The organism is Paenibacillus sp. OT2-17, assembly GCF_009827695.1.
Classification (GTDB): Bacteria; Bacillota; Bacilli; order Paenibacillales; family Paenibacillaceae; genus Paenibacillus; species Paenibacillus polymyxa_B.
Genome location: NZ_WUDQ01000096.1, coordinates 1 through 10,967, shown reverse-complemented (window position 1 = coordinate 10,967; position 10,967 = coordinate 1). Strand labels below are relative to the sequence as shown.

Genomic DNA, 10,967 nt, shown 5'->3' with positions numbered 1-10,967 from the left:
CAGGTAAGCGAAATGCCCTTTTTAGTTATGCTTACAGCTTTTTATCATCCACACTGTTCAGCCATGCTTCGATTTCTCCGATTACAGAGGCGATACAGCCATCTTGGAACGGCGAGATTAGTCCAGCCAACTCAACCAATCCGGTAAAAGATCGACTTCCTCCGGCACGGCATAGCTTCAAATAATCTTCCCATGCAGCTGTCCGATCGATACTCATGCGTTTCCAGAATTGGAACGCGCACAGTTGCGCGAGTGTATAGTCAATATAGTAGAACGGGGATTGAAAAATATGACCCTGTTTATGCCAAAACCCGCCCTGCTCCAGATACTCGTTGCCTTCATAATCCAGATGCGGTTTATACTTACGTTCAATGGAGCGCCATGCGCTTTTACGTTCGGCCGGGGTCCAGTCTGGATGTTCGTATACGGCATGCTGGAATTCGTCCACGGCTACGCCGTAAGGCACGAACAGCAACGATGAGGATAGATGTTCAAAGTGATATTTGTCCGTATCTTCCTCGAAGAACAGATTCATCCATGGCCATGCGAAAAACTCCATGCTCATAGAGTGGATCTCAGCCGCCTCCATGGTTGGCCAATGGTACTCAGGAATTTCAAAATGTCGGCTTTCATAGACCTGGAAGGCATGACCTGCTTCATGCGTCAATACGTCGATGTCACCGGATGTACCATTGAAATTTGAGAAAATAAACGGCGTGCCATATTCACTCAAAAATGTACAATAGCCTCCACTTTGCTTGCCCTTTTTGCTGATCAAATCCATCAATCCACGTTCGATCATAAAGCTGAAAAATTCATGTGTTTCCGCTGAAAGTTCCTCATACATACGTGCTCCATTACGAATGATCCACTCCGGGTCACCTTTAGGCGTAGGATTGCCTGACAGGAAGTTGAAGCCCTCGTCATAATAGCGAAGCTGATCTACTCCGATCCGTTCGCGCTGGCGTTCCTTCAGCTTGGTTGCCAGAGGAACGATGTGCTTCAGCACCTGCTCGCGGAAATTGGCTACCATTTCGGCATTGTAATCTGTACGTCCCAAGCGAGCATAGCCCAATTCTACGAAGTTGTCATAGCCCAGCTTGTGTGCCATGCGCGTGCGCACCTTCACCAGTTCATCATAAATCCGGTCCAGCTCGTCCTCATGCTCACTCATAAATTGATATTTAGCCTCGGAGGCCTGTTTGCGCGTCTCCCGGTTGGTAGCCATTTCAAAAGGCAGGAGCTGCGACAATGTGCGTTCTTCTCCCTCGAACGGGATCTTCGCTGAAGCAATCAATTGAGCATATTCCGAGGTCAGCTTATTTTCCTGCTGCAAATCCTCAATAATATCCGGATGGAACGACTTGAGTGCTACCTCGGCAATACTGAAAAGCTGGCTGCCCCATTGACTCTCCAACTCGGTTCGGAATGGAGAATCCACCAATGCCCGGTAGTAATCGGTTACATACTCCTGAATAACCGGCATGAAATCATCAGCGTACTCTTGCTCCGCTTTGTAAAAGGCGTCCTCCGTATTAATGGAGTGCCGAACTTCCACCAATTGCAATTGCGTTTCCACGTTACTGCGCAGCTTGTTAATCGCATGAATCACTTCATTTTGACGTTCTACGCTGTCCGCTTCACGAAACTGCTGCAACAGCGTTTTAAACCGCTGTTCAATTTCAGGTTGCTCTGGTCGGCTGTAAGCCATTTGGCTGAATAAGGTCATTGCTTCGGTTCCTCCTTAAATATAATAAATCTGATGCCTATTATACAGTACGCTTAGACCAAACTGGAAGCTATAATTCCAAAAAAATACAACCTCAAGAGCCGCAATACCATGTATTGCGGCTCTTGAGCCTCATCTAACTCTATATATCAAAAAAGTCATGGTCTAAAACAATCTAATATATATTCAGCCTGATGGAGATTTATAAGTCTTTCTAAGATCGCAGACCTTTATGCTTTATTGATTTTGCAAACGATGTGCCGCATGCAGGGTTGGACCGACGAATTCATTCAGCTTGAAGCTACCTTCAATGGCCTGTGTAATGAATCTCTTGGCCTGATCCACTGCTTCACGTACAGTCAGCCCTTGAGCCAAACCAGCCGTTACCGCTGCCGAAGTGGTGCAGCCTGCACCGTGGGTAAAGTTTGTTTTTACAACATCGGCTTCAAACCAGTCAAAAGTGATTCCGTCATATAGCAGATCCATCGCTTTACCTGCGCGAATTTTGCCACGGTCCTTGATTAGTACATGCTTAGCTCCACGCTCATGGATAATCGCAGCCGCTTCCTGCATCTGCTCCAGTGTCGTGATCGGTCCATTCTTCGCCAGTTGCGAAGCCTCGAACAAGTTCGGTGTTACCAGGTCAGCGCCAGGAATCAACAATTCCAGCATCGCCTCTGTATTTTCCGGCTGGAGCACTTCATCCGTGCCTTTGCAGACCATGACCGGGTCAATTACGATCCGCTTCAGATCATGCTTTTTCAAATGGCTGGCTACCAGCTCGATAATTTCAACGGAACCAAGCATACCTGTTTTCATCGCATCAAAACCGATACCTTCCAATACAGTACGCAGCTGCGCTTCTACCACATCCAACGCAACAGGATATACAAGATGATCCCAGGTTTTAGGACCCATCGCTACTACGGTTGTCAATACGGTCATGCCATATACGCCAAGCTCCTGAAAGGTTTTCAGGTCTGCCTGAATACCCGCTCCACCGCTTGTGTCGGAGCCGGCTATCGTTAATGTTTTGGGAATCGTCATTTGTACATGCTCTCCTTCACTTTCTGTGCTGCATTTATCCTAATCCCGCTCGCGAAACTTGTCAACGCGCAAAACGGTCCTCTCTATGCTAAAAGTCACAGGCGACGACAGTAGCTAAAAAACGAGAACATCCCCTTTTGAAACAGGAACATCCTCGCAATAACGTGTTATATGAAGAATTCGAATGGAATTTAGAATTAGAAATACCCACCAGTACTGTGATCATAGGCATGATTCTTTTCATTTGCACGTACGCCCAAGCACAGACTCTGATACAACTGCTGCTGTTCCGGTGTAGCAAAATTCCGGTGCTGCTCAAATAAAGCCATACAACCAATGATATGTTCGGTATAGCTATTATCGACAGACAGTTGCAAGCAATGCAGTGTTTGTCCCACTCCCTCGGGGTAATCGCCTTTTCGGAAATAATATTCTGCAAACACCTTACAAAAGGATGCAAAGCGAAATGCATTAAAGTGCTTGCGATAATGAGTGTCCCATCGTTCCGGTGCAAGCTCCCAGAAACTCTTGAGTTGCTGACTAAACAGTCCCAGTTCGGCATCCACGAAATAACCGAACCGGTTCGCCGATTCGAGCAAGGTGTTCAAGCCTTCCAGTGTCTCATCCGGATGCTCACGTAGGTAAGTAATATATTCATAGATTGCAGAAGTGTTGCCCATTTTAATTTCAATACAAAGTCGGTTGCCCTGCGCATATACACGATGTAGGTTGACCACTTTCCAGCCTTCCTCGTCTAAACCCTCAAACCAGCTCAAATCTGCATAACCCTCAATCCATTGCTTGGATTCCTCATATCTGCCCTGAAACTCATAGCAACTGGCCTTGAGCAGATGCCCCTGAGCATAGTAATAAACGAGCGGCTTAAGTAGCTCCAGGTGCTCATCTCCAAAACGGTTCCGATTGCGATACAATGCCTGCGCCAGCTCTCTTAGCTCGTCCGCATACATTTCCATCTCGGACCATTGCATTTTTAAAGCAAACACTTGAGATAGCATATGTAAGCCTTCCAGTGCGTAAATTTCCGGTAGACGACTACGGTACAAATGGAATTGTACAGCAGCCTTCAAGTTCCGTTGGTTATCCTTAATCTGAATCTGGAATATACGGAAATAGCTGATCGCCAATCGTTCAGAGTGGGTATACTTTTCACTCTCGATGACACAATCATACAGAAGCATGGAAGCTTCATGTCTGCCATCCTCAAACATCGCTTCTGCGGTCTCAAAAATAGCAGGAACGTTCGATAAATCGTCCATCAAATAGCCAAGTACACTGCGTATACACTCCAGCTTGTTCAACTCTGAGCAACGCAGGAGAAACGGACGCAACCTTCTCCAGTGTGGTAAGGAATGAATAAAACATTCATCAACATACATCTCGAACAAAGATCCTTCTTCCAATCCCATGGCCTCGGTAATCAAATCCAGCTGATTGACTGAGATCGGCCGTGGTGGGTTCCGGTTAAGTATACCGCTAAGTGTACCCGGATTTACCTTGGAAGCATCTGCAAAACATTGCATTGAAATGCCTTCACTTTGAATATACTTTTCTATTTCTGCGCGGATCGTGGTGTTTTTTTCCAAAGGGACACCCCCTCAAACGAATGATGGTGACTTTTTCATTACCTTTTAAACCAAAATTTGTTTAATCAAAGTATATGTCTATTTATACGAGAGGTCAATAACTTTAAATACGACTCAGGACATATAAAATCACGAATTTTGTACGATTTTAAAACTGTTTTATGAAAAAAGACCGTCCTCTGTGGGACAGTCTTTTTCTATTATTTTGATGCTGTGGACTTATAGGACAAAAACAAGTTAGCAGTTTTACCGTGAACGTCCGAAATCGAGGGCAAACTTAGCGTATCCCTCTACCGTTAACCCTTCATAAAGCAACTCCGAATAGGCATTAGCGGCATCCGTTGCTTGCGGTGAGGTCAGGAAGGTCACATGCGGACGCCCTGACCATGGGGCGAGGGACCAATGGCCATCAGCTTTTGGCGTCAACGTCTTCATATGCCGCACGTATTCAGTCAGCACATGACGGTTCTCATCCGGTGAAGCAAGTATAATTCGCTCTCCACCCGGATTGACCAGCGCAGAGGAAAACGCGCGATAGTTATTCGTAACAACCAGATAATTTCGCTGCATATCCATCGGTTCGTCATCAAAAGACATCTGAATGATTCTGTGTGCATCTGGGTCCTTTAGGCCCCCGTCAGCATCATATCTGGCTGGCTGTGTTACATCAATCTGATACCTGATGCCGTCGATGATATCGAAATTAAAGCTTGGAAAATCAGAATTAATCAGCTCTTGCTCTTGTTCTGCTGAAGGATCAATTTGCCGGAATTGTCCAGCAGACCACTCCAGCCATTCCCGGATTTCCGTTCCGCTCAGCCGAACGACATGCAACGTATTCGGAAAATTGTACAGATCGGCGATATGCTTGATCGCCAACGTCCCCGCCGGAATATGGGTATAGTACGATGGGCCATATCTGCCACCTGTTTTAAAAGGAGCTGCTGCCGACAGAACGGGCAATCCTTCGTGCTCGCTCCCTTGCATCTGCTGCTTCACATACCACATTTGCGCATCATTCACCAGCTGAACCGAAGCATCATCCATCACCTGAGCAAAAAAGCTGTTCACCGCCACCGTCGTCTGACCTACAGGTGCACGAATATACTCCAGTGTTCCGGCGTGCTCTTCTGCTACCGCCAGCTGAATGGCAGTATCCGGTTGTACCAGCGCCTCCTTGCGTATCGGATCATACACCGGGCGTACCTCGGCAGCAGATGCAGCCACTTGCCACTTCTCTCCACTAAAGGTCAGCTCCAGATCAATGATACCCAGATGATCCCCCCAAAAGCCCGGCTCCACTGCTGGGATATCGTGGATGGTACCTCGCTTTACATCAACACCTGTTTTCCCCATAAACGAAGGTCCGGGAAATACTTTATGTGCATGACCAAACACAATGGCATCGATCCCTTCCACCCTGCTAAGATGCAGCACCGCATTTTCCATATCAAGCGTTTCGGGAATATCCTCAAAGCCTGCATGGGGCATAGCAATGATGAGATCGGCTCCCGCCGCCTTCATTTGTGGAATAAACCGTCTTGCCGTTTCCAGCATATCTTTGACGATGATTTTCCCCTCCAGCCACGCCTTGTCCCATTGCATAATTTGCGGAGGGACAAAGCCGATGACTCCCACCTTCAACAGATGCTTACCACCTGCTTCATCCTCTACCGTCTTATCCAGCAATAGATAAGGTGTAAAGTAATTTCGTTCTTGTTCTCCCGCTATATAAATGTTGGCATTCACATAAGGAAATTGCGCTCCTCGAAGGCAAGTCTGCAAGTATTCCAGTCCGTAATTAAATTCATGATTCCCGATATTGCCTGCCTCATACCCAAGCAGATTCATGGCTTTATAGGCGGGATGCACCGCGCTTGGGTCCTGTTGGATTCGCTGTACAGCATAATCTCCCATTGGATTCCCCTGAATCACATCTCCGTTATCCAGCAGCAGGTGATTGGGTACCTCCGCCCGGGCTATTTGAATCAAGCTGGCTGTTTGCGCCAGACCGTAATGCAGCGTCTCCTGATCCGTATAATAATCGTAATTCCACAAGCTGACATGCAAATCGGTTGTAACCATAATGCGGAATTTCACTCTCATAAGGCTTACATTGTCCTGGTCTGCCTTTTCGTTAATATCCAAAATATCCAATCTTGTTCTCTCCCTCAGCTTCGGTCATAGAGCTTGAACAAGTCTAACAGAGCACTGTTAAGAGAATGTTAAAACAAGCATTTTGCATAAATCCAGAAAATGGTTTTAAGCATACGATAAATTTTACATCATTTTTACCAAAGTCAGGAGTGGTTTTTACCCTAGCTACGGGACTAGCTGTTAAGATTTGGTTTGTCACAGCATTTACAGGTTTTTTTATTATCGTTATCACTATGTTTAGGGGGAAATTATTTTGTTCAAAAAAGCACTGACCTTGTGCATGACTTTCACACTGGCAGCGGGTCTAGCCGCTTGTGGCTCCAATGCAAGCAATAACAACAGCGCGTCCACTCCGGGTACAGATGGCTCTAAAAACGAAAGCACAGCCTATGTTCCTAAGGAGTTAAAGGTACAGTTCGTTCCTTCTCAAAATGCAGATACGCTCGAAGCCAAAGCCAAACCGCTCGAAAATCTACTGGGTGACAAGCTTGGAATCCCGGTGAAAGTAACTGTATCTCCTGACTACAATACGATTGTGGAAGCCATGTCTTCCAAACAGGTAGATGTAGGATTCCTTCCGCCGAATGCTTATGTACTGGCCCACGATAACCGTAAAGCAGCCGACTTGCTGTTGCAAGCTCAACGCTACGGAATTGAAGATGCTACAGGCAAGGACACGACTGAAAAAGTAAACTTTTATAAAGCAATGATCGTGGTGAAAAAGGATTCTCCGATTCAAAGCTTAGCTGATCTGAAAGGCAAGAAGGTTGGCTGGCAAAATGTAACCTCCTCCGCAGGCTACGTGTACCCTGCAGCAGAGCTGAAAAAAGCTGGCGTGGACCCGGACACGGATGTGCAGGGTGTGACAATCAAAGGCCACGATGCTGCTATTCTGGCGCTGCTGAACGGTCAAGTTGATGCGGTAGCTGTTTTCCAGGATGCACGTAACACGGTGAAGAAGGAAATCCCGGATGTATTTGAAAAAACTCGCGTCATTCATTACACAGCTAAAATTCCAAATGACACCGTCAGCGTACGTTCTGATATGGATCAAGCGTGGAGAGACAAGATCAGCCAAGCCTTTATTGACATCGCCAAAGATCCTGCAGGCGGCGAAATCATTAAAGAGATTTACACCCATGTAGGTTATGAAAAGGGCGACGATAAAAACTTCGACTCCGTGCGTGAATACGCCGAAGCCGTTGGTCAAGCGGTTAAGTAATGGGAGCAAACAAGGTACTTTAATGAAGTAACAGCTACGAAACAGGCTTTACGAATGACAGGGCAGCACCGTCCATGTATTCATGGCGGTGTTGTTTTCATTCCACCCCATCGGGGGAGAAAGTTGGGAGCATATGATCGAATTCCGTAACGTATCGAAAACATACCCGAACGGCACCAAAGGGTTGAACCATATTAATTTGACGATTCAGGAGGGAGAAATGGTCGTCATCGTCGGCTTATCCGGTGCAGGTAAGTCTACCCTGCTGCGTTCCATTAACCGACTGCATGACATTACGTCCGGCGACATTGTCGTGGGTGGCAGGTCCGTCACGTCTGCTGGAAGCAGCGAGTTGCGGCGCATTCGCCGTGATATCGGCATGATCTTTCAAAGCTTCAATCTGGTTAAGCGTTCGACAGTGCTCCGCAATGTACTTTCCGGCCGCGTCGGCTATCATTCGACGCTGCGGACCATTCTCGGTCTCTTCCCGAAGGAGGATATCGAACTGGCACTAACAGCGCTGGAGCGCGTGAACATCCGCGAAAAAGCTTACAGCCGGGCAGATGAACTGTCCGGTGGCCAACAGCAGCGCGTATCCATCGCCCGCGCCCTGGCGCAGGAGGCTAAAATCATTCTGGCGGACGAGCCTGTCGCATCGCTGGACCCGCTGACCACCCGCCAGGTCATGGATGACCTCCAGCGCATCAACCGTGAAATGCAGATTACGACCATCGTCAATCTGCATTTCATTGATCTCGCGCGCGAATATGCAACGCGGATCATCGGATTGCGCGCCGGAGAAGTGGTCTTTGACGGCACACCGGAGGAGGCTACGGATGAGGCCTTTGCGGAGATCTACGGCCGGGCCATCAAGCATGATGAGCTGCTGGGAGTGGGATCATGAAGCCCGGCTCCACTGCCCAGCCGCTCTCTTCGACGCAACCGTCACCGCATGCTGGACCGCCGCAGCCAAGCAAGCCGCCAGCAGGGCCACCTTTGCCAGGACGTTACAAGCGTTATGCCACCTGGATGATTTTTATCGTAGTGCTGGTAGCCTGCTCCATTCATACGGATGCCACACCTTACCAGTTGATCATCGGCTTGCCGGAGATGGGCAAATTGTTGGGCGAAATGTTTCCACCCGACTGGAGCTATCTGCCTACCATCTGGAAACCGATGCTGGAAACGATCCAGATCGCCATTGTTGGCACGACACTGGGAGCCATATTGGCGATCCCTGTCGCGTTGCTGTGTGCCTATAATGTGATGCCGCGCAAACTGATTTCGCTGCCAATGCGCACGATCCTGAACCTAGTACGGACAATTCCTGATTTGCTGTTTGCCTCAATCTTTGTGGCGGTGTTCGGCATCGGGCCGTTTGCAGGGATGCTCGCCCTGCTCTTCTTCTCCTTTGGCATCATAGCCAAGCTGACCTTTGAGGCGATTGAAGCCATTGATCCCGGGCCGCTGGAAGCCATGACCGCTGTTGGCGCGAGCCGCATTCAAATCATCGCCTTTGGTGTGGTTCCGCAGGCTCTTCCTTACTTTGTGTCGTACTTGCTGTATACCTTTGAGGTTAATGTGCGCGCGGCTTCCGTTCTGGGCCTGGTCGGCGCTGGTGGTATCGGTCTGTTGCTTGACCGTTCTCTGGGGCTATTCCGATATGATCGGGCAAGCATCATTATTCTACTGACCCTCGTCATCGTCCTTGCGATTGATTACGGCAGTAACCTGCTACGGAGGAAATTATTATGAATGATCCTACGCTTCGCAGACCTATTGGCTCCCGCCTGCGCCTATGGGCGATAGCTATTCTGCTAATCATCATTTATATTTGGGCTTTTCGCGGGATGCAGTTTGAAGGATTACAGGGAACGGCTAAAAGTGTCTCTGTCGCTATATTGGACGGCTTCCTTCATCCCGACTGGTCGTTCGTCTACATCCCTGAGGGAGAGGATTTACTGCGCGGGTTGCTGGATACGCTGGTCATTTCAGTGCTCGGAACCTTCGTGTCCGCATTTGTCTGCCTTCCGTTCGCCTTTTGGGCGTCCAGCAATATGACCCGTCTGCGTCCCTTATCGGGTAGCGGGAAATTTGTGCTTAGTGTCATCCGGGTTTTTCCAGAAATGATCGTCGCCATCCTATTTATCAAAGCCGTTGGCCCCGGTTCGTTTGCGGGTGTGCTTGCCCTCGGCATTCATTCCATCGGCATGCTAGCGAAGCTTTTCTCGGAAACGATCGAAAGTGTCGATCACGGGCCTCAAGAGGCTTTGATCGCGTGCGGTGCCAACCGTTGGCAGGTGATTTTCTTCGCCGTGCTACCGCAGGTGATTCCACAGTTTCTTTCGTATTCGCTTTACCGTTTTGAAATTAATATCCGTTCCGCTACCACGCTCGGTCTGGTCGGTGCAGGTGGTATCGGTACTCCGCTACTGTTTGCACTCCAAATGCGCAACTGGAACCGTGTAGGCGTTATCTTGCTCGGCATTGTGGTCCTGATCATTTTGACGGATCTGATTTCCGGCTGGCTGCGCAAACGGATCGTATAATTAGAATTCTAAACGTCCAAAGAGCCTCTCCTGTGTAAAAAGGGATGTTATACTCCCATTCACTCGGAAGAGGCTTTTGCCGTTCGTTCAACATCGCCCTGCCAATTCATCTATGACTCGTCGGACTTCCTCAGCCGTATTGTAAAAATGCGGAGCCACACGGATAACATCCTTTCGTGCTGAAACGATCATATTTTGGCTTCTCAAATTCCTTTCCACAGCCGACACGTCGGCTACTTCAACAGCGAGCAGGCTTGGTAATGTGCCTCCCCTGTAAGGTACACGTATGTGTAACCCTTTGCGCCGTCCATATTCAACGGAAAAATCCAACAACTCACTCATATAGGCCTGAATACTCGTGACTCCAATCTCCAGCAGCAGCTTTAAGGCCGCATTGGCGGCAAAAATGCTAATGAAAGAAGGCAATCCCGTCTCAAAGCGTCGGGCTCCCGCCGCCGGAACCGGGTGAGCAATATCAAACCGGGAAGCGGGCTCCTGCCCAAGCCAGCCTGTAAGACGGGGCTTGAAGCGGTCTATTCGGTCCTTACTTACATAAAGAAAAGCCACGCCCGGAATTCCAAGCATATATTTGCGTGCTCCCGCGACCAAAATATCTACGCCCATTGCCTTTACATCCACTGGAACGATCCCTGCAGACT

The 10,967-nt window shown here is 48.5% G+C and carries 9 protein-coding genes; 4 read left to right on the top strand and 5 right to left on the bottom strand.

The genetic code is table 11. The annotated features are described in order from the left end of the window. Nucleotides 1–31 precede the first annotated feature (31 nt). The 4 genes from GRP75_RS13190 to GRP75_RS13175 all read right to left on the bottom strand — a co-directional run bounded on the left by GRP75_RS13190 (nt 32) and on the right by GRP75_RS13175 (nt 6,537). Complete coding sequence (locus GRP75_RS13190; RefSeq protein WP_053326125.1) at nt 32–1,729, bottom strand: M3 family oligoendopeptidase; 1,698 nt, start codon at nt 1,727–1,729, stop codon at nt 32–34. A 237-nt stretch (nt 1,730–1,966) separates the two neighbouring features. After that, nucleotides 1,967–2,776 carry a bifunctional hydroxymethylpyrimidine kinase/phosphomethylpyrimidine kinase gene (gene thiD, locus GRP75_RS13185; protein ID WP_013312022.1) on the bottom strand — a complete coding sequence of 270 codons (810 nt, stop codon included), beginning with the start codon at nt 2,774–2,776 and terminating at the stop codon, nt 1,967–1,969. Between the two features lie 197 nt (nt 2,777–2,973). After that, on the bottom strand, nt 2,974–4,380 hold the full coding sequence (locus GRP75_RS13180; protein WP_053326126.1) for a hypothetical protein: 1,407 nt from the start codon (nt 4,378–4,380) through the stop codon (nt 2,974–2,976). Between the two features lie 246 nt (nt 4,381–4,626). Beyond that, entirely contained in the window at nt 4,627–6,537 is a 1,911-nt protein-coding gene (locus tag GRP75_RS13175) for a bifunctional 2',3'-cyclic-nucleotide 2'-phosphodiesterase/3'-nucleotidase (RefSeq protein WP_160789522.1), read from the bottom strand. A 253-nt stretch (nt 6,538–6,790) separates the two neighbouring features. Between GRP75_RS13175 and GRP75_RS13170 the strand changes: the two genes are divergently transcribed. The 4 genes from GRP75_RS13170 to phnE (GRP75_RS13155) all read left to right on the top strand — a co-directional run bounded on the left by GRP75_RS13170 (nt 6,791) and on the right by phnE (GRP75_RS13155) (nt 10,308). Then, nucleotides 6,791–7,759 (top strand): phosphate/phosphite/phosphonate ABC transporter substrate-binding protein, encoded by a 969-nt coding sequence (locus tag GRP75_RS13170; RefSeq protein WP_025722520.1) that lies wholly within the window; start codon nt 6,791–6,793, stop codon nt 7,757–7,759. 133 nt (nt 7,760–7,892) lie between these two features. Next, nucleotides 7,893–8,663, top strand: coding sequence for a phosphonate ABC transporter ATP-binding protein (gene phnC / locus GRP75_RS13165; protein ID WP_039273947.1), 771 nt, complete (start codon nt 7,893–7,895; stop codon nt 8,661–8,663). Further along, nucleotides 8,660–9,514, top strand: coding sequence for a phosphonate ABC transporter, permease protein PhnE (phnE, locus tag GRP75_RS13160; protein ID WP_160789521.1), 855 nt, complete (start codon nt 8,660–8,662; stop codon nt 9,512–9,514). Before phnC ends, phnE (GRP75_RS13160) begins: the two co-directional genes overlap by 4 nt. After that, nucleotides 9,511–10,308: a phosphonate ABC transporter, permease protein PhnE gene (phnE, locus tag GRP75_RS13155; protein WP_013312028.1), complete on the top strand. Its 798-nt coding sequence runs from the start codon at nt 9,511–9,513 to the stop codon at nt 10,306–10,308. The genes phnE (GRP75_RS13160) and phnE (GRP75_RS13155) overlap by 4 nt, the downstream gene beginning before the upstream one ends. A gap of 87 nt (nt 10,309–10,395) precedes the next feature. Here the strand turns inward: phnE (GRP75_RS13155) and GRP75_RS13150 are convergent. After that, a partial coding sequence (locus tag GRP75_RS13150) for an aminotransferase class V-fold PLP-dependent enzyme (RefSeq protein WP_160789520.1) occupies nt 10,396–10,967 on the bottom strand: 572 nt, incomplete at its 5' end.

Excerpts from the sequence above, each read along its gene's own strand:
- phnC (WP_039273947.1), top strand. The coding sequence starts at position 7,893 with ATGATCGAATTCCGTAACGTATCGAAAACATACCCGAACGGCACCAAA.
- thiD (WP_013312022.1), bottom strand. The coding sequence starts at position 2,776 with ATGACGATTCCCAAAACATTAACGATAGCCGGCTCCGACACAAGCGGT.
- phnE (WP_013312028.1), top strand. The coding sequence starts at position 9,511 with ATGAATGATCCTACGCTTCGCAGACCTATTGGCTCCCGCCTGCGCCTA.
- GRP75_RS13190 (WP_053326125.1), bottom strand. The coding sequence starts at position 1,729 with ATGACCTTATTCAGCCAAATGGCTTACAGCCGACCAGAGCAACCTGAA.
- phnE (WP_160789521.1), top strand. The coding sequence starts at position 8,660 with ATGAAGCCCGGCTCCACTGCCCAGCCGCTCTCTTCGACGCAACCGTCA.